The sequence below is a fragment of the Bradyrhizobium ivorense genome (assembly GCF_900696085.1).
Classification (GTDB): Bacteria; Pseudomonadota; Alphaproteobacteria; order Rhizobiales; family Xanthobacteraceae; genus Bradyrhizobium; species Bradyrhizobium ivorense.
The window spans coordinates 1162128-1186657 of the sequence record NZ_CAADFC020000004.1 but is presented as its reverse complement, the minus strand read 5'-3'; the positions used below and the strand labels follow the sequence as shown (position 1 = coordinate 1186657).

At 64.1% G+C, this 24530-nt stretch carries 25 protein-coding genes; 12 read left to right on the top strand and 13 right to left on the bottom strand.

The window, feature by feature from the left end; all coding sequences use genetic code 11:
* Positions 1-46: 46 nt before the first annotated feature.
* From CI41S_RS06330 to CI41S_RS44155, 4 genes are all read right to left on the bottom strand, one after another.
* A complete protein-coding gene (locus CI41S_RS06330) occupies positions 47-964 on the bottom strand; it encodes an ABC transporter permease (protein WP_139857868.1) in 918 nt (305 codons plus the stop codon).
* Positions 951-2042, bottom strand: coding sequence for an ABC transporter permease (locus CI41S_RS06325; RefSeq protein WP_139857867.1), 1092 nt, complete (start codon positions 2040-2042; stop codon positions 951-953). Before CI41S_RS06325 ends, CI41S_RS06330 begins: the two co-directional genes overlap by 14 nt.
* Positions 2026-3597, bottom strand: coding sequence for an ABC transporter ATP-binding protein (locus tag CI41S_RS06320; protein WP_139857866.1), 1572 nt, complete (start codon positions 3595-3597; stop codon positions 2026-2028). Before CI41S_RS06320 ends, CI41S_RS06325 begins: the two co-directional genes overlap by 17 nt.
* A 461-nt stretch (positions 3598-4058) precedes the next feature.
* Entirely contained in the window at positions 4059-4295 is a 237-nt protein-coding gene (locus CI41S_RS44155; RefSeq protein ID WP_244626449.1) for a hypothetical protein, read from the bottom strand.
* A gap of 4 nt (positions 4296-4299) precedes the next feature.
* On the opposite strand from CI41S_RS44155, the gene CI41S_RS06310 reads away from it, so the two are divergent.
* On the top strand, positions 4300-5247 hold the full coding sequence (locus CI41S_RS06310; RefSeq protein ID WP_430649999.1) for a hypothetical protein: 948 nt from the start codon (positions 4300-4302) through the stop codon (positions 5245-5247).
* A gap of 109 nt (positions 5248-5356) precedes the next feature.
* On the opposite strand, the gene CI41S_RS06305 is transcribed toward CI41S_RS06310, so the two are convergent.
* From CI41S_RS06305 to CI41S_RS06285, 5 genes are all read right to left on the bottom strand, one after another.
* Positions 5357-5857, bottom strand: coding sequence for a nucleoside deaminase (locus CI41S_RS06305; protein ID WP_139857864.1), 501 nt, complete (start codon positions 5855-5857; stop codon positions 5357-5359).
* A 99-nt stretch (positions 5858-5956) separates the two neighbouring features.
* Positions 5957-7141: a xanthine dehydrogenase family Fe-S subunit gene (locus CI41S_RS06300; protein ID WP_139857863.1), complete on the bottom strand. Its 1185-nt coding sequence runs from the start codon at positions 7139-7141 to the stop codon at positions 5957-5959.
* Positions 7138-7974 (bottom strand): FAD binding domain-containing protein, encoded by an 837-nt coding sequence (locus CI41S_RS06295; protein ID WP_139857862.1) that lies wholly within the window; start codon positions 7972-7974, stop codon positions 7138-7140. The genes CI41S_RS06300 and CI41S_RS06295 overlap by 4 nt, the downstream gene beginning before the upstream one ends.
* On the bottom strand, positions 7971-10358 hold the full coding sequence (locus tag CI41S_RS06290; RefSeq protein ID WP_139857861.1) for a xanthine dehydrogenase family protein molybdopterin-binding subunit: 2388 nt from the start codon (positions 10356-10358) through the stop codon (positions 7971-7973). Before CI41S_RS06290 ends, CI41S_RS06295 begins: the two co-directional genes overlap by 4 nt.
* A 35-nt stretch (positions 10359-10393) precedes the next feature.
* Positions 10394-11671 carry an amidohydrolase/deacetylase family metallohydrolase gene (locus CI41S_RS06285; RefSeq protein ID WP_139857860.1) on the bottom strand — a complete coding sequence of 426 codons (1278 nt, stop codon included), beginning with the start codon at positions 11669-11671 and terminating at the stop codon, positions 10394-10396.
* 141 nt (positions 11672-11812) lie between these two features.
* Between CI41S_RS06285 and CI41S_RS06280 the strand changes: the two genes are divergently transcribed.
* The 8 genes from CI41S_RS06280 (at position 11813) to CI41S_RS06245 (ending at position 17647) form a co-directional block, all read left to right on the top strand.
* Positions 11813-12295: a MarR family winged helix-turn-helix transcriptional regulator gene (locus tag CI41S_RS06280; protein ID WP_139857859.1), complete on the top strand. Its 483-nt coding sequence runs from the start codon at positions 11813-11815 to the stop codon at positions 12293-12295.
* A 307-nt stretch (positions 12296-12602) separates the two neighbouring features.
* The gene (locus CI41S_RS06275; protein WP_244626416.1) at positions 12603-13589 is read left to right on the top strand and encodes a nitroreductase family protein; all 987 of its coding nucleotides are present in this window, start codon (positions 12603-12605) and stop codon (positions 13587-13589) included.
* A 36-nt stretch (positions 13590-13625) separates the two neighbouring features.
* Positions 13626-14483, top strand: coding sequence for a transporter substrate-binding domain-containing protein (locus tag CI41S_RS06270; RefSeq protein ID WP_139857858.1), 858 nt, complete (start codon positions 13626-13628; stop codon positions 14481-14483).
* Positions 14484-14507: 24 nt separating this feature from the next.
* Positions 14508-15155: an amino acid ABC transporter permease gene (locus tag CI41S_RS06265; protein WP_139857857.1), complete on the top strand. Its 648-nt coding sequence runs from the start codon at positions 14508-14510 to the stop codon at positions 15153-15155.
* A complete protein-coding gene (locus CI41S_RS06260; RefSeq protein WP_139486666.1) occupies positions 15152-15808 on the top strand; it encodes an amino acid ABC transporter permease in 657 nt (218 codons plus the stop codon). The genes CI41S_RS06265 and CI41S_RS06260 overlap by 4 nt, the downstream gene beginning before the upstream one ends.
* 9 nt (positions 15809-15817) lie before the next feature.
* Positions 15818-16603, top strand: a complete 786-nt coding sequence (locus tag CI41S_RS06255) for an amino acid ABC transporter ATP-binding protein (RefSeq protein ID WP_139857856.1) — start codon at positions 15818-15820, stop codon at positions 16601-16603.
* Between the two features lie 22 nt (positions 16604-16625).
* Positions 16626-17018, top strand: coding sequence for a RidA family protein (locus CI41S_RS06250; RefSeq protein ID WP_139857855.1), 393 nt, complete (start codon positions 16626-16628; stop codon positions 17016-17018).
* Between the two features lie 11 nt (positions 17019-17029).
* Positions 17030-17647, top strand: a complete 618-nt coding sequence (locus CI41S_RS06245; protein WP_139857854.1) for a DUF1989 domain-containing protein — start codon at positions 17030-17032, stop codon at positions 17645-17647.
* Between the two features lie 413 nt (positions 17648-18060).
* Here CI41S_RS06245 and CI41S_RS06240 read toward each other — a convergent pair whose 3' ends face one another.
* The 4 genes from CI41S_RS06240 to CI41S_RS06225 all read right to left on the bottom strand — a co-directional run bounded on the left by CI41S_RS06240 (position 18061) and on the right by CI41S_RS06225 (position 22170).
* Positions 18061-18693, bottom strand: coding sequence for a MarR family winged helix-turn-helix transcriptional regulator (locus CI41S_RS06240; RefSeq protein ID WP_139857853.1), 633 nt, complete (start codon positions 18691-18693; stop codon positions 18061-18063).
* Positions 18694-19289: 596 nt separating this feature from the next.
* Positions 19290-20615, bottom strand: a complete 1326-nt coding sequence (gene fliI, locus CI41S_RS06235; protein WP_139857852.1) for a flagellar protein export ATPase FliI — start codon at positions 20613-20615, stop codon at positions 19290-19292.
* A gap of 27 nt (positions 20616-20642) precedes the next feature.
* Positions 20643-21371 carry a flagellar basal-body rod protein FlgF gene (flgF, locus tag CI41S_RS06230; protein ID WP_139486660.1) on the bottom strand — a complete coding sequence of 243 codons (729 nt, stop codon included), beginning with the start codon at positions 21369-21371 and terminating at the stop codon, positions 20643-20645.
* A 4-nt stretch (positions 21372-21375) separates the two neighbouring features.
* Positions 21376-22170 (bottom strand): DUF1217 domain-containing protein, encoded by a 795-nt coding sequence (locus CI41S_RS06225; protein WP_139857851.1) that lies wholly within the window; start codon positions 22168-22170, stop codon positions 21376-21378.
* Positions 22171-22308: 138 nt separating this feature from the next.
* On the opposite strand from CI41S_RS06225, the gene motA reads away from it, so the two are divergent.
* The 3 genes from motA to CI41S_RS06210 are packed head-to-tail and all read left to right on the top strand — an operon-like array spanning position 22309 to position 24441.
* Positions 22309-23208 (top strand): flagellar motor stator protein MotA, encoded by a 900-nt coding sequence (gene motA, locus CI41S_RS06220; RefSeq protein ID WP_139857850.1) that lies wholly within the window; start codon positions 22309-22311, stop codon positions 23206-23208.
* Between the two features lie 2 nt (positions 23209-23210).
* Complete coding sequence (locus CI41S_RS06215; RefSeq protein WP_372482721.1) at positions 23211-24149, top strand: flagellar motor switch protein FliM; 939 nt, start codon at positions 23211-23213, stop codon at positions 24147-24149.
* A complete protein-coding gene (locus tag CI41S_RS06210) occupies positions 24130-24441 on the top strand; it encodes a hypothetical protein (RefSeq protein ID WP_139857849.1) in 312 nt (103 codons plus the stop codon). The genes CI41S_RS06215 and CI41S_RS06210 overlap by 20 nt, the downstream gene beginning before the upstream one ends.
* Positions 24442-24530: the final 89 nt, after the last annotated feature.

Here is a 24530-nt window from a genome sequence, read left to right as displayed (position 1 = left end):
TAGTTCGGAACGTGGGCGCCCCATCGCGGCACGTCCCGACTTCAAGCTAGCGGTCCGGCACGAATACGGTTCCGAGCGCGGCGGGCGCCGTCGAGCCGCCGGTGCGCGCGCGCGAGAGCAGAACCAGAACGATAATGGTCGCGAGATAGGGCAGCGACGACATGAACTGTGAGGGAATTCCGATGCCGGCGCCCTGTGCGTGGAGCTGAAGAATGGTGACGGCGCCAAACAGGTAGGCTCCGACGACCAGCCGGGCCGGCCGCCAACTCGCAAAAACGGTCAGCGCAAGCGCGATCCACCCGCGTCCTGCGGTCATGCCGGGAATGAAGAAAGGGGTGTAGGCAAGCGGCAGATAGGCTCCGGCAAGCCCGGCGCAGGCACCTCCGAACATCACCGCATAGAGCCGAATCCGCAGAACCGGATAGCCGAGCGCATGGGCGGAGATGTGGTTGTCGCCGCAGGCGCGCAAGATCAGCCCGGCACGCGTCCGATACAGGAACCACCAGACGCCGACCACCAGGGCGATCGAAAGATAGATAAATCCGTCCTCCCCGAACAGGATGCGCCCAGCCAGCGGAATATCGCTGAGGCCCGGAATGTGGAGGTGCGGTGCAGGCGTGATGCGTTCGCCGACGAAGCCCGCGCCGATCAGGCCGGACAGCCCGATCCCGAGGATGGTCAGCGCGAGGCCGGTCGCGACCTGATTGACCGCGAGCCCGAGCGCCATCAGCGCAAAGATCAGCGACATCAGGATGCCGGCAACCATGCCGCAGAGTGCGCCGACGATGATCGAACCGGAGAGCCAGGCGCCGCCGAAGCCGCAGGCGGCACCGACGATCATCATGCCTTCGACGCCGAGGTTGAGCACACCCGAGCGCTCGGTCACGAGCTCGCCGGTAGCTGCGAGCAGCAGCGGCGTGGAGGCCGCCAGCACCGACAGGATGATGGCCTCAATGAGCCCCACTTTGCACCTTTGGCGATGTGGAAATAAGCCGAAAGCGGTAGAGGATCAGGGAATCGCAGGCGAGCACGTAGAACAGCAGGATGCCCTGGAACACCTTGGTGACGTCCAACGGGATTTTCATCGCGATCTGGGCCTGCTCGCCGCCGATAAAGGTCAATGCGAGGAATAATCCTGCAATTAATATTCCAATTGGGTTCAGCCGCCCGAGAAAGGCGACGATGATCGCCGTGAAGCCATAGCCCGGCGAAACGCCTGGCTGCAGATGGCCGACTGGGCCCGCCACCTCGATGATGCCGGCGAGCCCGGCCAGCGCGCCGGAGATTGCAAAGGTCAGCAGCACCAGCTGGTTGGCGTTGAACCCGCCGAACCGCGCTGCCCGCGGCGCGGCGCCGACGACCCGGATCTCGAAGCCCTTGATGGTCCTGCCGAGCAGCACCGCGCCGGCGGCCACCACGAGCAGTGCGATGATCGAGCCAAGATGCAGCCGGCCGCCTTCGATCAGGGTCGGCACGGTCGCCACCGGATCGAACTCGGCCGTGGTCGGGAAGTTGAAGCCCTGCGGATCACGCCAGGGGCCGCGCACGAGATAGTCCAGCAGGAGGTCGGCGACATAGACCAGCATCAGCGAGGTCAGGATCTCGCTGGCGCCGAACCGCACCTTGCAGATCGCCGGAATCAGCGCGTAGAGCGCGCCCGCGACCGCACCGAGCACCAGCATCGCCGGCAACACCCAGTGGCCGGCATCGGTGCCCTGGGTCTTCACCGCGAGCCAGCTTCCGGCGACCGCGCCGATCAGGAATTGGCCCTCGGCGCCGATATTCCAAGCGTTGGCGAGATAGCACAACGACAGGCCGATCGCGATCATGACCAGCGGCGTCGCCTTGACTGCGATTTCCTGCAGCGAGTAGCCGTCGGTGAGCGGATCGATGAAGTAGACGGCGAGCGCGGCAATCGGATTCTTGCCGAGCACCGTGAACACGATGCAGAGGGTGAGGATCGTCAGCCCGATCGCGATCAGCGGTGAGATCAGCGCGATCGTGGTCGAGCGCTCGGCGCGCTTCTCAAGCACGAGTTGCATGAGCTGTCTCCGCCGCTTCAATGCTGCTGCCGCCCATCAGCAGGCCAAGTGTCTCGCGGCTGGCCTCGCGGGTTGGCACTGGGACCGACAAGCGGCCATGGAACATCACGGCGATGCGGTCGGTGATTTCGGCGAGTTCATCGAGGTCCTGGCTCGTCACCAGCACCGCGGCGCCGCCCGCGGCAAGGTCGAGCAGGGCCTGCCGGATCACGGCGGCCGCACCCGCGTCGACGCCCCAGGTCGGCTGGTTCACGATGAGCACGACGGGATCGCGGAGGATCTCGCGGCCGACGATAAATTTCTGCAGGTTGCCGCCCGACAGGCTCGCCGCTTCCGGATCGCGCTTGGCCTTGCGCACGTCGAAGGTCTCGGTGGTGAGGTCGACGGTCTTCAGGGTAGCTGCGGTGTTCACGAAGCCATGAAGCACCATGTTGCCGATGGCATGGCCGGTGAGGAGGGCGTTTTCCGACAGCCGCATGCGCGGTGCCGTACCGTGGCCGAGCCTTTCCTCCGGGATGAAGGCGGCTCCCAGCCGGCGGCGCTTGGTGATCGACAGATGTCCCGCCGCGTGTCCGTCGATCACGATGGTGCCCGGGTCTTTCGCCAGCCGTTCGCCTGAGAGGGCTGCGAACAATTCGTCCTGTCCGTTACCGGCTACACCGGCAATACCCAGTATTTCGCCACCGCGGAGCTCGAACGAGATGTGCTCGAGGCGCACACCATGCGGATCGTCGGGCGCGAGGCTGAGATCGTTGACCAGCAGGCGGGGCACGGTGATCTGCCGGCTCGCTGCCGCCTTCACCTCCTTGATCTCGCCGCCGACCATCATGCGTGCGAGCGACGCCGCCGTCTCGGCCTTCGGGTTGCAGGTCTCAACCTTCCGCCCGCCGCGCAGGATCGTTGCGGTGTCGCAGAGCCGTTTCACCTCTTCGAGCTTGTGGCTGATGTAGAGAATCGCTCGACCTTCGGCCTTGAGCCGGTCCAGGACGGTGAAAAGCTGGTCGGCCTCCTGCGGCGTCAGCACGGCGGTGGGCTCGTCGAGGATCAGGAACTGCGGAGTCTGCATCAGTGCGCGCACGATCTCGATACGCTGCCGCTCTCCGACCGAGAGCTGCCAGACTTCTCGCTTCGGATCGAGTGGAAGCCCGTAGGTGCGGGACACCTGCTCGAGCCGCGCCGAGATGTCCCTGAAGGCCTCCTTGCCGTCGAGGCCGAGCGCGACATTCTCTGCGACCGTCAGATTGTCGAACAGCGAGAAATGCTGGAACACCATGCCGATGCCGTGTGCGCGCGCATCCGAAGGACCCGACAGCACGATGGTCCGGCCCTGCCAGCGGATCTCGCCCTCGCTCGGCTGGATCAGGCCGTAGATCGCTTTGACCAGCGTCGATTTTCCGGCGCCGTTCTCGCCGAGCAGTGCATGGATCTGCTGTGGCCGGATTTCGAGATCGATCTTGTCGTTGGCGAGAAACGTACCGTAGCGCTTGGTCAGGCCGACCGTCTGCAGAAGCGGCGTTGCACCTGTGTGCTGCGCGGCAGATGTCGTGTCTAGCATCCCGGGATGTCGCATGCGTGAGGAGAGCAGGCAGCAATAGTGGGCCAGTTTTGCCGCACGCGTAAGTAGGGAAAAAGCGCCATTGCTTGCTTAAGCCTTCGGCAGGATTGAGCCTTTTCCGTAGATTTGCAGGGCGTTGGTCGTTCGGGCCACCATTCAGTGCGGTATGCGTTGTTGCAGAACTGCAACTGTCGATTCCAATTCGAATTGGGGTAGTCAGCGATGACGCGAAGTTGAGCAGGGCGCAATTGCGCGATTCCTGCGGATTTTACGCACGCCAGGCAGCGCCCTCCGCGGTGCGCGGAAATGTCGCGGAAATCGAGCAATGATGGGCATAATTCGAAAATTTCTGAATTTCATCGAAACCGAATTTCGCAACGATCGACGCTGACAAAACCGGTCGGGCTCGGCCGATCTCGCGGAGGCTGTTGATCAAACGCGCGTCAGCACGTGGAAAAACTTCAGGCTTCCCGTTCGCCCCGAAGCTGCGCAACGCTGTTGCGGAAGCAACGAACTCCTTGCGCTTCACTCTGGGGGTCTTTCACGATGTTCAACATTCGCCGAACCTTGTCGGCCGCTGTCTTGTCATTGGGGTTGGTACCGGCCGCCAATCTCGCGAGCGCCGCTGATCTGCCGGTCAAGGCGCCCAAGCCGCCCAAGCCGCCCGCCGACTTGCCCTTTTTCTTGGTCGTCGACAATCGCGTGACCTACTCCTACATTTTCTCCGGCACCGATCCGGGCGTATTTTCCGTCCGTCCTGACGGCAGCATCGATGGAAAGACCGCCAAGCAGGTCTATTCGTTCACGCACTTCGACATCTGGGCCTACGGCCAGAACTTCTTCACGATCTCGATGTACAAGTCGGACCACAACGACCCGGCATCGCCGTGTTCGAATGTCGGTGTAACCATCACCGGAGCTCCAGCAACCTGCGCCGGCGCCACCGAAATTTATGGCCTGTTCCGATCCACCTTCGGCTGGAACCAGATCTTCAACACGAAGGCGTTCAGCATGGGACCGCTGAACAATATCTCGTTCGAAGTCGGCATGGACGCCAACACGGAGAACAACTTCCTCGCGCCCGCCAAGCGTGACGTCGTCGCCGGTCTGCAGTTCGAGTTCAACCTTCCCTATAAGGGTTACATCAACGTGGCGCCGTTGATGTACTACGAGTTCGCCAATCACAACGCGTTCGACCAGTGCGGTCTGTTCGGGCCGGGTGTGGCTGGCGTGACCTGCATCAGCGACGGCAATACCAAATTCAAGCCGACCTGGGCCGTCGAAGTGAACTACTACATGGATCTCGGCTTCCTGCCCGAGAACATGCAGTATTTCTCGATCAGTGGCCGCGCCGGCTGGTACGGCAAGAAGGGTACCGAGAACGAACCGATGGCGTTCAATCCGGTCACCAACATCAGCACCGCGGTGGAGCTCAACTCCGAGCCGATCCGTTTGACCTTCGACGCGAGCAAGGCGTTCTGGGGACCGAAGTACTCGCACTTCGTGGACGTCTGGGTCGCCTATCGCTATTGGCAGAACAAGTTCGGCCTCGACCACGCCAAGAGCGTTGTCTGTAATGTCGCGCCGGGCGTCAGCAACAATTCCTGCACCGAGGAATCGCTCTATTCCGGTATCTCGGTGAAGTTCTGATCCACCTGACCCGTTCCGTCGGTGGATCCCCGGTGGCGCCGCGACACACCGCGGCGCCACTTTCACGTTCCCGCACGGCGGGGTTCTGGCCGCCGGAGCCGCTGCGCGACTATCGGGTCCAGGCGCCCTCGTGCACGATCGCGGCTTCCTCTTCAAGCAACGGGCCGACAACCTCGGTCTTGCGTTGACCGCTGTCGAACACGTTGCGACACGGCAGGTCGAGCGTCGGATTGTCGGGGTGATTGCCGGTCAGTTCGCGCAGCCGCTGCTCGCCCAGTCCGTAGACCACGCGGCCGATGCCTGCCCAATAGATTGCGCCGGCGCACATTGCGCAGGGCTCGGCGGATGAATAGAGCGTCGCGGCCGCCAGCACTTCGGGGGACAGCGTCGTACATGCCACGGTCGCCAGCAGTCGCTCGGCATGGGCCGTGCCGTCGCGCGACGGCATGAAGCCGTTCTCGGCCTCGAGCAGGAGGCTGCCGTTCCGATCGACGAGAACGGCCCCGAACGGATGATTGCCATGGCTGACCGCCCGGCGCGCGATCGTGAACGAATGTCTGAGAAAGCGCTCGTCGTCACGCGCTTGATTGGAGTGGTTCGTCCCAGTCATGAAACATCTCCTTGCCGCCGCAAACCGATCGCCAAGCCAGGGGAGCAGGATTGTGAGCGGCCCTATTCTCTGGCGCAGCGCCCTACGATGCCACCATCGTCAGCGATGCCAAGTCCGCTGACCGATCCCCTTTGCAAATCTCCACAATTGGTGGAGCAGGAAGGCAAGACCGTCGATTGGCTGCGCGGTCTCGCGTCTGGTCGTGCCTGAAAGCTGTTGCTCCAGATTGCGAGCAAAGTCCGCGGTCAGGCGGGCCGCGAGGTTCCGTACCAATCCGTCGCGCGCGATCTGGGCCAAGATGCCTCGCAGGCTGTAGCCGATCGATAGTTCGACGCGGGTTGCGGCCCCGGCATCGATGGCAGCGAGGCGGTAGCGGATTTCGCCTGAGGTCGAGGACCGGCTGCGCTGGTCGTCACCGGTTCCGACGATCCGGCCCGACATCGTATCGGGATCGCGCGCGATCCTGGCGGCGCCGCGGAAGGTCGCGGAAATCGGACCGAGCTTGACGCGAATCTGGCCCTCGACATGCTCCGCCGTCGGGGTACCGGTCAGCGAAACGCCGCGAAGGCAGGCTGCAACCCGCTTGATGTCGCCGAACATCGCAAATACTTCCCCGATGGGGGCGGCGATGGTGAAACTCTCCTCGAAAGTCCTGTCAGGCGCGAACTCCGGAATTGCTACTTTGCGGCTCGGGCCTTCTTTCGGCTCGACAGCGGCCGCCGGTCGGATCGTCGCCGGACCTCCGATGGCTGCGCCATTGCCGGATCCCACAGGTCCAAGTTGCTCGCGGCCCGCACCCGGCACAGGCCGGATGCCGCGCTTGCGTCTGTCCTCAATGACCGAGTGCACGGCGCGGACGATCCCGACATAGCCGGTGCAGCGGCAGAGATTGCCGCTCAAGCCAACGCGGATCGCGTGGTCGTCGGCGGCTTCGAGGCGCAGCACGAGATCGCGCGCCGAGATCAGCATCCCCGGCGTGCAATAGCCGCATTGCAAAGCGTGCTCGCGGGTGAATGCAGCGCGAAGTTCGGCTGCGATCTCATCCCTGTCGAGGCCTTCGATTGTGGTGATGCGAGCGCCGGCGCAGGCGGCTACAAAGGTGATGCAGGACCGTGCCGGCATGTCGTCGATCAGCAGCGTACACGCCCCGCAGACACCATGCTCGCAGCCGAGATGCGTGCCGGTGAGGTCGAGATGGTCACGCAGGAAGTCGGCGAGATGCGTGCGCGGTGCGACGGATGCCTTCACGGTACGCGCATTGACGTTGATGTCGATTGTCGTCACGCCGCCGCCTCGTCGATCGCCCGGCGCAGCACCGTGACATGGATGTGGCGGTCGGCAGGGCTCGTCATCCCGGCCTGAGCCAGGAGCGCATCTGCAGCGTGGGCGTCGAACTGTTGCCTGAAATTGTGGGTGATGCGGCCGCCGAACAGCTCCGCTGCGTCGACAAGGAAGATCGGTGCGGCCTCGACGGCGCCGATCACTACACGCGTTGTACCCAGCTCCGGATCGATCATCACGGCGGCGATCGCATGCGCAAACTCGCCCGGCTTGCGGCAGGCCTTGACGTAACCCCAGCGGGCCGAAGCGCGCATCACAGGCACGCGCACGGCCTCGACGATCTCACCCGCCTGCAGCACCGATTCCAGCGCGCCGGCGATGAAATCCTCGACGGCAAGGTCGCGGACACCGTGTGCGCTGCGCAGCGTTACCTTTGCGCCAAGAGCGGGAAGGGCCGAAACCCAGTCCGCGGCCGGATCGGCATGACTGAGCGAGCCGCCGATCGTGCCGCGGTTGCGCACGGCGCGGTAGGCGATGGCGCTGGCCACCCGCTGCATGGCGCCGCGCGTGACGTCGGGGATACGCCCGTCCTCGATGTCGCCGTGGGTCACGCAGGCGCCGATCACGAGTTCGTCGCCGCGGCGCTCCGCCTGTTTCAGCTCGGCAAGCCCCGAGATGTCGATGATCAACTCGGGCTGGACAAGGCGGAGGTTCAGCATTGGGCCGAGCGACTGGCCGCCCGCCATGATTTTCGTCGATTCGCCTGCCTCCGCCATGAGCGCGATTGCCGCCTTCAGGTCGGCAGGACGTTCGTAGGCAAAGGGAGCTGCCTTCATGCGGCCGGTCTTTCCGCCTCGCGTGCCGCGAGAACGGCTTCCACGATCCGCCGCGGCGAGATCGGCGAGTGCAGAAGCTCGACGCCGAGCGGCCGCAACGCATCGTTGACGGCATTGGCGATCGCAGCCGGCGGCGCGATGGCGCCGCCTTCACCGATGCCCTTGACGCCGAACATGGTGTAAGGCGAGGGGGTCTCCATGTGATCGAGCCGCGGCGCCGGGACTTCCGTCGGCCCAGGGAGCAGGTAATCCGCAAGCGTTGTCGCAAGCGGCTGGCCTGCACCGTCGAACGGCATTTCCTCGTAGAGCGCAGTGCCGATGCCTTGTGCGAGGCCGCCAAAGATCTGGCCGTCGACGATCATCGGATTGACCAGCACGCCGCCGTCCTCGACGATGACGTAGTCGAGCAACTCGACTTCGCCGAGATCGGGGTCTACCGCAACGGCGACGGCATGCACGGCATAGCTAAAAGTGCCGCTGTCGCGGCGCGGCTTGTAGCCGCTGGTGGACTCCAGGCCTGCCGGATCGACGTCGGGCGGCAGGTCTTGCGGCCGGCGGTACCAGGTATGCGCGATCTCGGAAAGCGCGATGCTGCTGTTCGGTCCGCACACGCGGCCGTCGCACAGCGAGACTGAGGCGGGATCAAGCTGCAGGAGCTTGGCGCCGATGCGCTTCGCACGCTCGGCGATTTCCGCGCAGGCCGTCCCAACCGCGCCGCCTGCCATCACCATCGCGCGCGAGCCCCACGTCCCGGTCGAATAGGGGGTCAGTGCGGTGTCGCCGTGGATCACCCGCACTTTGGCGGTGTCGATACCGAGAATTTCGTGCGCGACCTGCGCCAGAGTGGTCTCGAGGCCCTGGCCGTGCGAATGCACGCCGACCCGGATCTCCAGCCCGCCATCCGGCGTCATGCGCGCGGTGGCCTGTTCATGACCTGGCACCATCGGAATGCCCCAACCGGCATAGACGGAGGTGCCGTGCGCGGCCTGCTCGCAATAGACCGAAAGACCCAGGCCGATCAGCCGCCCGTCGACCTCCTTGAGACGCTGGCGCTCGCGCCACGAGGCGACGTCGATCGTCGCAACGGCGCGCCTGATGGCTTGGGGATAATCGCCGCTGTCGAAGTGCTTCCTGGTGATGTTGTCGAACGGCATTTGCTCAGGCCGGACCAGATTACGCAGCCGCACTTCCGCGGGCTCGAGCCCTGCTTCTCTTGCCACCGCGTCGAGCATCAACTCCAGCGCGAAGCAGACCCCGGTTCGGGCCACACCGCGATAAGGCAGGATCGGGCACTTGTTGGTTGCGACCGAATATGTCCGGCAGCGATAGGCAGGCATGCGATAAGGCCCGGGCAGGATACTCGCGACTTGCGCAGCTTCCAGACAGGCCGAGAAGGGATAGGAGGAATAGGCCCCGGAATCGACGATCGCCTCGCAATCGATGCCGCACAAGGTGCCGTCGCGGTCGGCATAGACGGTGATGTTGTAGTGGTGTTCGCGGCAGTTGGCGCTGGCGGTCAAGTGCTCGCGTCGATCCTCGATCCAGCGGACGGCAAGGCCCTTTTGCATCGCAAGCCATGCCAGGCATACTTCCTCGGGCAGCAGGATTCCCTTGTGCCCGAATCCGCCACCGATATCGGGTGAAACGATGCGGATGCGTCCTTGCTCGATGCCGAGACAATCCGACAGGCCGTTGCGCACGATATGCGGCATCTGCGCGCCGGTGTAGAGCGTGAGCTGGTCGAGGCGGTGATCGAAGCTTGCGACCACGCCGCGTCCCTCGAGCGGGGACATGCATTGCCGTGCCGTCGATATTTCACGCGTCACCTTGATGGGGGCGTCGAGCGCAGGGGCGATGTCGACCTCGAACAGGGTTTCGAGGAAGACATTGTCGCCCCAATGCTCGTGAACCAGTGCGGTTCCGGCCTCGCGCGCCTTGCACATGTCGTGCACGGCGGGCAGCGGTTCGAGCTCGAGCCCGACGCAGGCCGCGATATCTTCAGCTTCTGCCCTTGTCGGCGCCACGCACATGGCGACGAGCTCACCAACATGCCGAACTTTTCCGGTCGCGAGCACCGGCTGTTCCGAGCTCTTGAATCCCGGCAGCCCGGACACGGCGCGGATCGGTGCGACGCCGGTGAGATCGGCTGCCGTGAACACGACATCGGAAAACCGCTCCGGCACGTGAATGGCCTTGATGTGCGCATGTGCCAGCGGACTGCGAACGAACGCGACGTCCTTCAGCCCGGCAATGCGGATATCGGCCACATACTGTCCGCGCCCGCGCAGGAAGCGGTCGTCCTCCTTGCGCGGCAATCGCGCACCGACGCCCTGACCGCCGCCAGCGGTCACGCCCGAAGCGGAAACGCACTCGACGTCAGACATTCTTGCTCGCCCCTGCTTGAGCCGGCATGAAGCGGTCAGGCCGCCACGGCCTGCGGAAGGATGGGCGCGACAGCGTCGTGGCGGACGCCGGCGCGCAGGCAGAACACCGGCTGCAACAGCCGGTCGGCGACCACTTCGGTCTTCTCATTGTCGCGCAGGACATGGCGGCCCGGCTTCTCGGCGAGCACGCTCACATCGGCCTCCATGCCGGGCTTGAGCGCACCAATCCGACCGGAAAGGCCGAGCATCTCGGCCGGATTCGAAGTCACCATCGGGACCACCTGCTCCAAGGTGAGGCCGAGCGCCATCATCGAACTCATCGCCTGCACCAGGCTGAATTTCGCCTGGCCGGCGAAAGGATGGTTCTCGTCGTCGGCGTGCTCTTCGGGTGTGCCGGCCGGTGCCGGCACATGGGTGTTGTAGCCGTGAATGTCGGCACCAAGCGTGGTCGGCACGATCCCGGAGGCAATCGCCTTGCGCGCGAGGCGGTAGGAGAAGTGGCTGCCGTGGCCGACATCGACGCGCAGCCCGCGGTCGAGTGCGGCCTGGATCACCGGATGCACGTCGCCCTCTCGATTGACGAAGCCGCCGGGGTGCCGCGTGAAGGGATGCGCCAGAATGTCGCCGGAACGCAGCAGCGGGATCACACGCTCCAGGATAGTGTCGACATTCTCGCCGTTGGTGCCGCTCTCCGGCAGGCCCCACAATTGTCCGAAATGTACGTAGACCGGGAGATCGGCGCGGCGCCCGATCTCCGCCGCCATCTCGATGACGCGGATGCCCCAACGCGCGAAGCCGCCGATCTCGGCATGGGCTTTGATGCCGCGGACGAGGTCGCGGTTCGCGGTCGCGGCCTTCACGGTGGCGTCGATATCGACGCAGTCGGGCCGGTAGAGGTTCGGATAATAATGTCCTTCCAGTCCACCGACGAGATAGGCCGAGAGGAAGGCGTAGGTGCGCGATGACGATTTCTCGGCAATGAAGTGACGAAAGCCGGGGAGGGTCATGCAGGAGGGGCCGCCCTGGTCGACCAGCGTGGTGACGCCGGACTGCACGCCGACCATGTCGGCGTTCATCCCGAAACGGCCGGTGACATACTGATAGACATGGGCGTGGGTGTCGATCAGTCCCGGCAGCACGATCATACCGCTCACGTCGACGATTTCCCGCGCGCTGCTCGGCAGGATATCCGATTGCACCGCGGCGATCTTGCCGTCGCGGATGGCGACGTCCTTCACGCCATCGAGGCCGGAGGCGGGATCGATGACGCGGCCGCCGCGCAGAAGCAGGTCGAAGCTGGTGCTCACCGACATCGCCGATCTCCTCTCCCGTCAGCGGCGTCCGCCGCCATGTAATTGCGAAGTATACTTCGTATTTTCTTACACCAGTTTCCGTGGCATAGACAGCTTCAAATTCATGCAGGCGGCACAGCACCGCGCCGAGGAACGAACCGGATGGCAGCAAGAAGCGGAAAGACCAAAGGCCTGTGGCCGCTCGAGGAGCGGCCGGGTTACCTGATCCGGCGGCTGCATCAGATCCACGTCGCCTTGTTCCAGGAAAGGTGTGCAGCGTTCGAGATCACGCCGCTGCAGTACAGCCTCCTCACCGCGCTCGCGAAGCGCGGAACCGCCGATCAGACGACCTTGGCTGCTGACATCGCGCTGGATCGCACGACGACCACGGGAGCGCTTAAGCGGCTGCAATCGCGTGGCTTTGTTGATCGCGCAACCGCACGCCATGATCGTCGGTCGCAGCTCTGCCGCTTGACCTCAGCCGGCGCCGCGTTGCTGCGCAAGATGGAGAGATCGGCGAGAGCGGCCCATCTGGAAACCGTGGCCGGTCTCGGCAAGGCGGACCAGAAGCGCTTCGTCGTCATGATGCAGAGGATCGTGGCGGCGCACTCGGGAACTGCCGGTGCTTCAGATGCAGTTGATTGATCCGATCTCCGTCGTGGTCGCGCGGCTATTATCTGTGCAATCTGCCTCAAAAGCGGCAGTGCGGACCTTGGCGAGGCCGCGCCGACGAGACTGCATGCGGATAATTACGAAGCATGCTTCGCATTCCTGATTGGTCAAAATCGACCGCGGCGAGCGATTCATCTTATTGTCCCTGTGTTTCGCAGGACGATTTGGCTGGAAAGCCCGCGCACGCTGTCGCCGGACGCGCAGGGACCCATCTGGCATGTCCCTTGCTCCAATTCTCCAGACGTTGAGTTGGTCGGACGAAATCCCGGGACAGCCAGACGTGGCAACTCCGGTCGATACCAATTCCGGGGTTTTGGAAGGCCAGTGTGGAGTTGGCGATGGACTGTCTCGAACCACAACCGGCAACACTGGCCGTCACCGCATCGCGGCCGCGCCCAGCGATCATCCGCAGATCTACCGGGAGGACCAGCTGATGTCGGCCTGTTCGGAGGCGGTTGCACGGCGTTTTGGTGATGGTGGCCCTTCGGGTGCGGGGGCCGAAGAGAGTGATCTGATTTGCCGCGTCTTGTCGCGGAAAACCGTGCGGCGCTACAGCGACAGGATGCCGGCCGAGGCGCTGCTTGACCTGCTCGTCGCCTGCGCCCTCAGTGCCTCGGCGAAATCCGATTTCCAGCAGGCCTCGATCCTGCGCGTGCGCGATCCTGAGAAGCGCGCCGCCATCGGCAAGCTGTTTCCTGCGATGCCGTGGATCGGGATCGCGCCGGTCTTCTTCGTCTTCTTAGGCGACGCCAGGCGCTTGCAACGCATCGGCGAGATGCGCGGCAAGCCTGTCGAGAACGGAACGCTGGAAGGCCTCTTCAACGCCAGCATCGACGCGGCGCTCGCCATGCAGACCATGATCCTGTCGGCTGAATCAGTCGGCCTCGGGGTCTGCCCAATCAGCGTGCTCCGCAACGAGATCGACGGCGTCGCCGGCATCCTCGGCCTGCCCAACCTCGTCTTTCCCGTCGCCGGGCTCTGTCTCGGCTATCCGCAAGCTGAGGGCCATGTGAGCCTGCGGTTGCCGCGTGGCGTGACGGCGCATAGCGACAGCTATGACGATAGCGGGCTCGCGGCCGCTATTGACGATTACGACCGGAGACGAGACGCGCTGCACGCGATCCCGAAGGAGCAGCAGCGCGCCAACGCCGAGTTCGGCGAAGCTGCCTTCTACGGCTGGTCGGAAGACAAGGCGCGTCAGGCAGCAAAGGCTGAAGGTGCGGCGTTTCCGCCCTATCTGCGTGCCCACGGATTTAGCTTGGACTGATCTTTGAATGATAAGCCAACGAAAGGGAGACTCATGATGACGACCTGTTCGCTTGCTCGCGTCAATTCGATCTCGGGACGCCTGACGCTGAGCCTCCTGGCCGCGCTCACTGTCATACCCCTGCTTGCCGGGAGTGCCCAGGCCGGCAGCCTCGACGAGATCAAGAAGCGCGGATTGATCGTCGCGACCGAGGATGATTTCCGTCCCTTCGAGTTTGTAAAGGACGGCAAGCCGACCGGCTTCGACAACGAACTGATCGAGGACCTGCGCAAGTCCGCCCCATTCGAGATCAAGCAGCAAATCCTGCCCTGGACCGGCATCCTCGCCGGCGTGAGCACCGGCAAATACGATGTGGCCATTACCGCCGCGATCATCACCAAGGAGCGCAAGCAATCGCTCGATTTCACGAGCCCGATCGCCGACGCCACGCACTATTATGTCAAGCGCAAGGACGACAAGAGCATCGCTGCGATCAAGGACCTCAACGGCAAGACGGTGGGTGTCCAGGCGGGCAGCGCCCTGCTGGCGCGGTTGCCTGAACTCGGAACGTTGCTGGAGAAGGAGGGCGGCAAGCTCGGCAAGGTCGTCGAATATACGTCATATCCGGAAGCTTATCAGGATCTGGCGCTCGGCCGCGTCGACTATGTCGTCAACACGATCATCAATCTGCAGACCCTGGTCACCGAGAAGCCAGGCGTCTTCGAACTGGGACAGGCCGTGTCCGGAAAATCGTTCCCGGCTTGGGCGGTGGCCAAGGGCAACACCGAGCTGCTCGAATTCCTGAACGGCTTCATCGCCAAGGAGAAGGAGAACGGCCGGTTCGCCGAACTGCAGAAGAAGTGGTTCGGACAATCGTTCCCCGATCTGCCGGTTTCGTTTCAGCCCGAGTTCTGACGTTTCGGGCGCGGTTGATCGGTCATGACCGGTGGCGACATATTGGCCATGCTTGGGGGTGCCGTGGTGACAGTGACATTGTCGCTCGTCGGCATCCTGATCGGTCTGCCGATCGGGCTGGGCCTCGCGGTGCTGCGCTGGGCCGACGTGCCGGTCATTGCGCGCATCGTCGCCGTCTATGTCAGCATCCTGCGCGCAACCCCGCTCGTGACCCTGCTGCTTCTGTTGTTCTTCGCGCTCCCCAATATCGGGATCGCGATCGGACCGATCTCGGCCGCCATCCTCGCGCTGGTGATGAATACGGCGGCGTTCAACTGCGAGGTCTGGCGCGCGTCGCTGATGAATTTCCCCAGAGATCAATATGAGGCCGCGCAGTCGGTCGGCATGACCGCTGCACTGCGCTTTCGCCGCATCGTGTTGCCGCAGATCGCGCGCGCGAGCCTGCCCGGCCTCGTCAACGAGATGTCGCTCTTGATCAAGGTGACGCCGGTGCTGGCGGTGGTGGGCGTCGTCGACATCACGCGGGCGGCGGTGCGGATCGGCGCCGAGACCTACGATCCGCTGCCGCCGTTCCTGGTCGCGGTGGCGCTCTATGCGCCGATCGTGTTTGCGCTTGTCTCGCTGCAGCGCTGGATCGAGCGGCGCCAGCTGATGGCCGAGGCGGCCGCATGATCCACGATTTCGGCGTTGTATGGAGCGAACGCGCCCTGCTGCTGAGTGGGCTCGGCAACACCACGGTCCTGTCGGTTCTGTCGGCTGCGGCCGCGCTCCTGATCGGATTCGTCCTGACGCCGGCCTTGATGTCGAAGCAGCGCTGGCTTGCCGGCGTCGCGCACGGCTTTGTCGACGGCATGCGCTGCGTCCCGTTCCTGCTGTTCGCCTATATCGTGTATTACGGGCTGCCGTCGCTCGGAATCAGGCTGGACAACTGGACCTCCGGTCTCGTCGCCCTGACGATCTACAACGCCGCCTATATGGCCGAGATATTGCGCGGTGCCTGGATGGCACAGCCGCGCGAGCCGATCGAGGCCGGGGTCGCATTCGGCTTTACCAACGTCGCGCTGTTCCGCCGCATCGTGCTTCCGCCGCTGCTGCTTGCCGCCGGGCCCGTGATCGGCAACCAGATGATCCAGATCATCAAGGACAGCGCATTCCTGACCATCATCGCCCTGCCGGAGCTGACCCACGCCGCAAGCTCGATCCAGTCTCGGCATTATGTGCCGTTCGCGGCCTTCATCACCGCGGTGTTTCTCTATTGGGGCCTGTGCCTTGTGATCGAGGCGGGCGTCGGCTCCATCGACCGCCTGGCCGCGGCGAGACGCTAGGTATCCGAGATGACAGTGGCGAGCAGGGTTCTCGACGTGGCCGGGGTATCGAAGCGCTTTGGCGCGCTCGAGGTGCTCTCGGACATCAGCTTTCAGGTCGCGAAAGGCGAGACGGTCTGCGTGCTCGGTCCATCCGGCTCGGGGAAATCGACGCTGCTCCGCTGCATCAATTGGCTCGAGCGGCCCGACGCCGGCCAGATCTATCTGAACGGCGCGCAAATCGGCGTCAATGGAGCCGGGCTGGTCATGAACGACCGCGAGCTGTCGCGGATCAGGACCCGGATCGGCATGGTGTTTCAGCATTTCGCGCTCTGGCCCCACCTCACGGTGCTGCAAAACCTGATGGAGGCGCCGGTGCAGGTGCAGAAGCGGCCGAGGTCCGAGGTGCGGGACGAGGCGCTGGAACTGCTCGCGAAGGTCGGACTTGGCGACAAGCGCGATTCGTTTCCGGCAAAATTGTCCGGAGGACAGAAGCAGCGCGTCGGAATCGCACGTGCGCTCGCGATGCGGCCCGATCTTCTCCTGTTCGACGAGCCGACCAGCGCGCTCGATCCCGAGCTTGTCGGCGAGGTGCTTGTGGTGATGCGCGAGCTCGCCCGTGAGGGCAGGACGATGGTGGTGGTGACCCACGAGATGGGATTTGCGCGCGATGCGGCGACGCGGATCCTGTTCCTCGACCGAGGGCGGGTGGTCGAGACGGCCGCGCCCGAGCCGTTCTTCTCCAGTCCCGAAACCGAGCGTGCGCGCCAATTCATCCAGCGCTACGCAGGACACGCCGCGAACGGCGGATGCTGAAGCTTGATCAAGGAGGAATGCCATGGATCCGATTTTCCATCTTTTGCCCGATGCGCCGAAGCCGGTTGCGCCCTATAGCCACGCCGTCGAGGCCGGACCGTTTGTGTTCGTGACGGGACAGCTTGCCACCGATCCCGATGATGACGCCCTTCCGATTCCGCCGGGCATCGAGGCGCAGACCCGCAAGGTGATGGACAATCTGGCGCGCGTGCTCAAGGGCTGTGGGCTGACCTTCGCCAATGTCGTTTTCGTCCGCATCTACCTGACCGATTTCAAGCGCGACTACGCCGCCATGAACGCGATCTTCTCGACATACTTTGACGAAGATCGCCGGCCCGGACGGACCACGGTCGGTGTGACCGACCTGGCGCGCGGAGGGATCATCGAGATCGACTTGATCGCCTTCAAAGCGTGAGGACCGGTGTCATGGAGACGCGCATCGAAATTCCGGCGCGCCGCGGCAAGGCTGCCTTCGTCGCCGCCGGGCAGACCATCACCGTCATCAACACCCATGGCGAGCAGGTCGTTGACACCTGGGCCTTCAACCGCGGCGATCTCGCCGAATTCATGTCGAACGAGCACACCCGGGCTCATACGCCTCATCTGGTGCCGAAACCCGGCGACATCCTGCGCACCAACAAGCGCCGGCCGATCCTGACCATGACTGAAGACACATCGGGCGGCGTGCATGACACGCTGATCGCGGCCTGCGATCGCTATCGTTACAGCTTCCTCGGTGTCGAAGGCCACCACGACAATTGCACCGACAATCTGTTTGCCGGAATGGCGGAGCTCGGCCTCGTGCCGCCGGAGGTCCCAAGCCCACTCAATCTCTTCATGAATATTCCCTGGAGCGCGGAGGGGACACTCGGCTTTGCGGCGCCGCCACGGCCGGTGCCCGGCGGCTATGTATGCCTGCGCGCCGAGATGGACCTGGTGATCGCCTTCTCAGCCTGTCCGCAGGACATCCTGCCGATCAACGGCAAGGCCGGAAGACCGGTCGAAGCACATTTCACGGTGACACGAATTTTAGCGAGTGGGTAGGAAAAGCTATCCAGATAGCTACCTGCCATTTGCGGGCAATGGCAGTGAATGAGATGCCGCGTCTGGGAATCTCACCTAGCCAGATTGCTCTCTCCGGCTCAGTTGCACCAAGCCTGCGTGGTAACCGTGTTGCGATGTTCGCGCGAAGCTTAGTGATGCGGCTTCTCGCGCTTGAGAGCGTCCTTGTTACCGGTCGGAAATTTTCTGTTGTGATACAGCTCGATCGTGCGGAGCGTCTCGTATGCCAGTACTTGGACCTCTCCCGTGTGAAGGTCAACCAGTCCGTGCTTCAGGCCGTTGCCTCAAGTAGTAATTTGAGATGGTTGCGCCTCCCCGCAACCAAATCTCTCGACCGGTGAGATGAGAAAGCCCGCCTCTCGGCGGGCTTTTTCGTATGCGCTGCGCGGCTCAATCTACGCCTGGCTGACGACGCGCAGGCGCTCGGGCTGCTCGTCGATCTTCGGGCGATCGCGGGTGCGCTCGAAGCTGGTGCATAGGAGTTCGGTCTCTTCGAGCGCGATCGGGGCGCGGTAGAGCCGGCAGACGAATTCGGCGGTGCGGCCCCTGCCGGGTGCCGGGCCGCGTTCGGCGAGGAACATGCAGTCGCGGCAGGTGCTGGCATTGAGTCGCTGATGCGCCGCGTCGAGATGATTGAGCACCCGCGTGAGGGAATCGTGCAGCCGGACGCAATCGTCATTGCCGAGCGCCGTCACTGCATTCAGCACATGATTGATCGGATCATGCTGGCTCAGGCATTTTTCGCCCTGCGGCGTCACGCAGAGCACCACCGAGCGCTTGTCTTCGTGTGACGGCTTTCTGACCAGATAGGATTTGTTCTCGAGCGTCTTCACGATCTGCGAGGCGGTGGCCTTGGTGGCGCCGATGAAGCCTGCCAGCGCGGTTGGTGTCCGCGAAAATCGGTTGGCGCGCCCGAGGAAGCGCAGCGCCATCCATTCGCGATCGCGCAGCCCGTGTTGATCGCCTTCGAAGTACCAGGCTCTCGCGGCCTGAACCAGCAGTTCGACTGCTTCGCGCGTCAAGGCCATGACCTACCTCGCCGCAATCTGCTGCGCGGCGTCCCGATGCCGCGACAGGCCATGGTTGGCGCACAGCTCGAGGTAAGCGCGACTGCCGGCGAAACCTTGCGAGCGGCGCAAAGAGCTTTGCCGCTGATCGCGCGCCGATCGCAAGGGTATTGAACGGGAGCCGCAGTGATCCTCACCGCCGGACGATGGATCCGAACTCTTCAACTGAAGCCCCTAAGTCCAAGTCTCAAGTAAACGTTTTCTGAGTTACGCCGAACGATGAATCAGCTTCCCAAGAAAAGCAAGTAAAGACGCACCTGGAAAGGTTTGAACGCAAGAGTAGTACACAGCGTTCAAGTCGTATGGCCTGCTCTTGTCACAAAACTCTTCGTCAAACGACTATACCGAAGTATGTGACAGTTCTAATGCACGCAAGTCGCTGCCTATCATTGATGCAGCGCGCTGACGGAAAACGTGCATCAACGAAGTTGGCAACCAGCGCGATCGACAATCGAAATGGAGAATTTTGCAGGAATGCGCGGACAAGGTGTATTGCGCCGGCGCTCACCAACGAGTCCAGCTGCTGTTCCGGGAAAGTGATTCGCCGGATCGCCGCGTCAGTCGGCCTTCATCGCGTCGCGCAGCTCGCGGAATGGGTCGGTGCTGGGCGGAGCCGAGGCGTTCTGCCTCATCGCGGCGTAGATCTTCGGCACAATCTCGACCGACTGGTCGAGCGCCGAATCGCGCCCGGACTGATAGCCGCCCATCAGACGAAGATCGCTGGTGTCTTCATATTTGGCGATCATGGCGCGCAGCTTGCTCACCAGCTCGCGTTCCTCGGGATCCCAGACGCAATGCGCCAGGCGTGAGACCGAGGCAAGAACGTCGACCGCCGGATAGCGCGCCTGGTCGGCAATGTGCCGGCTGAGCACGATATGTCCGTCGAGCGTGCTGCGAATCGTGTCGGCGACCGGATCATTGTGGTCATCGCCATCGACCAGCACGGAAAAAATGCCGGTGATCGTCCCCGATCCTTCCTCGCCGGGCCCGGCCCGCTCAAGCAGGCGCGGCAGATCGGTGAACACGGTCGGGGCGTAGCCGCGCGCGACCGCGGGCTCGCCGGCGGCCAATGCCACCTCACGGGAGGCATGAGCGAATCGGGTGATCGAGTCGACCACCAGCAGCACTGATTCGCCGCGGTCGCGAAAATATTCGGCGACCGCCATCGCGGTCTTCGGCGCCAGCCGCCGCATCATCGGGCTTTCGTCACCGGTCGAGACGATGGTGACGGCGCGGGCGCGGTTATGGCCGAGCACGTCCTCGATGAACTCCCGCACCTCGCGGCCGCGTTCGCCGACCAGCGCCAGCACCACGGTGTCGAAACCTTGGCTCTTGGCGAGCATCGCCAGCAAGGTCGATTTGCCGACGCCGGAGCCAGCAAAGACGCCGACGCGCTGGCCGGCGCAAATCGGCGCGAACAGATCGATCACGCGCACGCCGCTGCGCAGCGGCTTGTGAACGCGCGCCCGCTTCATGGCCGGCGGCGGCTCCGCCTCGGCCGAGACGGCGCGCGATCCCGGCACCAGCGGGCCCTGTCCGTCCAGCGGCGCGCCGAGCGCGTTGATGACACGGCCTTTCCAGCTCGGGTCCGGCGCGAAGGTCAGCGGCGGCATCCGGAAGGCGACCGAGCCCAGTCCGCCGGCAAATTGCCGGTCGAACGGCTTTGCGACGACGCCGTCGCTGTCGATGCGGACCACTTCGCCGATCTGGGTGCGATCAGCCGAATTGACGCCGATCAACTCGCCGAGGCGCACGAAGCGCGACAGGCCCGAGATCCGGAAATGCGTCGGCGCGATCTCCGAAATGGCGCCGCTGACGCTTGCCAGCGGCGTGTTCTGCTGCAGTTCCTGCAGCGCCCATTCCAGTTGCCGTAGCGCGTTCAAGAGAATTCCCCGCGTTCGCAGCGAGATTTATTTCGCGGGCTCACCCAGCGTGCGGATCGCATCCTGCAGCGAGCTCTCGGTGCCCTCTACCATCGAATTGGTGCCGTCGAAGGCGCGCGACGCCGAGATCAGCCGGGTCAGTTCGAGCATCGGATTGGCGCCCGATCCCTCCACATAGCTCTGCCGGAAACCGTCGCGGGTGAAATCGGTCACGGCGGTGGCGGCGCGATCGGGCACGACGCCGGAATTGCCGTAGCGCTCGAGATTGGCGTCGGCGGGGATCGTGAACAGGCCGATCGTGCCGACCTCGGCGCGATCCTGGGTGATCGCGCCGTTGCGCGCGATCGAGATCGGCCCGCCGTTCGGGTCGAGCGTGATCTGGGCGCCGCCGGAATCGACGACGGGAAAGCCGGTCACAGTCTGCAGGTCGCCGTTGGGCGCGATCTGCAGCCGGCCGTCGCGGGTATAGACCGTGCCGTTGGGGCCGGCGAAGGCGAGCCAGCCCTGTCCGGCCACCGCGACATCGAGCGGGTTCCCGGTCTGGGTCACCGTGCCAGCCTCGCGCGAGATGATGTTGTCGCCCGGCGAGGAGAACGCCACGGGATTGGCACCGGCACGCGACAGCACGGTCTCGAACTTCACCACGTCGGTGCGGAAGGCGGCCGTGTTGACGTTGGCGACGTTGTTGGCGATCGTCTGCAGGCGCTTTTCCAGCGCGACCTGGGCCGACAGACCGACATAGAGAGCCGATTGCATGGTGCTATCTTCCGAACCGGAGGGATTGCAGCTTTGACAGCAGGTCGGTGTCCATCCCCGACGTCGTCTGGCCGCCGATCAGGATCAGCGCAGAGCTGTACGGGTTGTTGCCGGTACCGTCGGCGGCCTGGCTCGCGTCCCACATCGCGGCAAAGCGCTGCGCGAACTTGGCGACCTTGGCCGGGTCCTTGAAGTCCGCGATGTTGATCATCTTGGAGAGCATCGCGGCCTGCTTGTCGATATCGGCCGCGCTGACGTTCGGCGACAGGCCGAGCGCGGTCTGCACCACCTGGGTCAGCGCCTTGTCCGCGAGGATCTGGTAGGGGCTCGTGATCGAGGACGCCTTGCGGGTGAAATAGAGTGCGAGGCGCACGCCCTCGTTCTGGTCGCCGGCGTCCTGCTCCATCACCTGCTGGACATAGTTGGTCGCGGTACCGGTCTGAGCCGCGGTAGTCTGGGTCGCCTTGGGGCCGAGCGCGGCGAAATTGAATGCCTTGGCGAATTCCCGGTAGCGCGGGTCCGACAGCTTATTGGCAAAGCTGTTGGTGTTCGTGACGCCCTCGGTCAGCACCTTGCGCATGAACGCCTTGGCGTAGGTCATGTCGCTCAGCCCGTAGGCCTTCATCGCGTAAGAGAAGAGGCGGTAGTTGTTCAGGAAGTCGTCGATGCTGGTGACCTTGCCGATGTTGGCCAGGTAGTACGTGGTCTCGCGGCTGACATCCGGCTTCTTCGCGGTGAGCGAGAGCGACCGGGTCATGTTGTTCGATATTCTGGTGTAATCCGCGATCGTGGACAGCATGAGAGCCCTCGCCGGCTATTGCGACGTGGCGCCAAGCTGCGCCCGATAGCTTGCGCGGGGCTGGCGCGGCGTGAAGCCAGCTTCGCGCAAGCGTCGCCGAATAGAGATCGTCGATGGGATCGGCGATGGAGCGGCGCGTTGGGCAGTTTCGTGGGCATCTTGATCACGGTTGCGGCGTTGCTCGGCGGCTTTGCCGCCATGGGCGGGCACCTTGGCGTGCTGATGCAGCCCTGGGAGTTCGTGATCATCCTGGGTACCGCGGTGGGCACCTTCATCGTGGCCAACCCCTGGAAAGTGGTGATGGATACCGGGCTCGCGTCGGTGCAGGCAGTGACCGGCGCGGTCCCCGGCGAGCGCTATTACCTCGATTTGCTCGGGGCGCTGCATGCCCTGATGCGCGAGTTGCGCGGCAAGGGCCGCAACGAGGTCGAAGCGCATATCGACGATCCCTCGAACTCGGAAATCTTCAAGAGCTTTCCCAGCGTGCTGGCCGACCCCGCCCTGCTGCATTTCATCTGTGACTATGTCCGCCTGATCATCATGGGCAATGCCCGCACCCATGAGATCGAGGCGCTGATGGATGAGGAAATCCACACCATCGTGAAGAGCAAGCTCGCGCCCTACCACGCCCTGGTGATCGTGGCGGAGGCGCTGCCGGCGCTCGGCATCGTCGCCGCGGTGCTCGGCGTCATCAAGGCGATGGGCGCGCTCGATCAGTCGCCCAAGCTGCTCGGCGGCTTCATCGGTGCGGCGCTGGTCGGCACCTTCGCCGGCATCTTCCTGTCCTACGGCATCATCTCGCCATTCGCGATCAAGATTAAGATGACGCGCGAGAAGCGCTGCCGGCCCTACATCATCGTCAAGCAGACCCTGCTGGCGTTCATGAACGGCGCGATGCCGCAGATCGCCGTCGAGCACGGCCGCAAGATGATTGCCGGCACCGAGCGGCCCTCGATCGACGTCGTCGAGAACGAGACCATCGCCGGACCGGGCAAGGCCGCCGTCGCCGAGGTCGAACCGAAGGTTGCGCGGGCATGATGATGGACGAGCTCGGCACCGAGACGCAGCAGAAGCGCCTGCCGAATTACCTGCTCGATGCGGCGGGTATTTCGATCGAACGCATGCCGATGCTCAATGTGATCTTCGATCGCATGGCAGCATCGTGCACCGACAGTCTGCAACCGATGGCGGGCACGCCGTGCTACTTCTCGGTCAGCGGCATCAGCAACGGCCGCGTCGGCGATATCATCAAAGAGTATGAGGGCAACGCGCTGGCCGCGGTGCTCTATGCCGAGCAGTGGGACGCCCGGGTCCTCATCATGCTCGATCGCGACTTCGTGTTCACGATGGTCGAGGCGCTGTTCGGCTCCGACGGCGCGGAGCCGCCGATCGACGTCGAGCGGGCGTTCTCCAACATCGAGCTGCGTCTGGTGCATGTGCTGTTCGAGCGATTCGCCAAGGCGCTGCAATCTGCCTTCGCCGCCACCGCCGACGTCACCTTCCGGCTCGAACGGGTCGAGACCGCGATGGCGTCGCTGGCGATCGGCCGCAGCGGCAACATGTCGATCTGCGCCAACATCATGCTGCAGGCGCTGTACCGCGGCGGCCAGATGTTCCTGATTATCCCGCATTCGGTGCTCAATCCGCTGCGCCAGAAGCTCGCCCATGTCGTGGTCAGCGACGGCCGGGCGGCCGATCCGAACTGGCGCGAGCAGATGGAGAGCGAGGTTCAGCGCACCGAGGTGACGCTGAATGCGGTGCTCGACGAGCGGATGATCACCCTCGACGACGTCGCGAAATTCCACGTCGGACAGGTGCTCGAGCTCGACGCCACGCCGCGCACGCTGGCGCGGCTCGAGAGCAACAACCAGGTGCTGTTCTGGTGCCAGATCGGCCAGCTTGATGGCTATTACGCCATGCAGGTGGCGGATCCCGTCGATCAGAAGCGGGAGTTTGTCGATGATATCCTATCTCGTTGATGCCGTGCTGCTGATCGCGCTCGCCTTCACCAGCCTGCGGGTGACCAGGATGCACCGCGAGCTGGCGCGGCTGCGCAGCTATCACGGCGAGTTCTCGACCGTCGTCAACGAGACGGCGGGGGCCTTCGACACCGTCATCACCGCGGCGCGCGAATCCACCGCCAATCTCGGGCGGCTCGCCAACGTGCTGGGCGCCAAGATCGACCAGGCTCACGAGGCGATCGCGGCGCTCGACGCGCGGCGGCCGCAGCCGCTGCCGGCGACCGGCAGCGTCGATACGGAAAGGCCGTAAGGCTAAGGGCTTGCGCCTGTCTCGGGCCGTCATCCGACGGTAGCGCACGGGCACGGAGATGATCCAGGGCCGTGCCCCTGGAAGGGGAA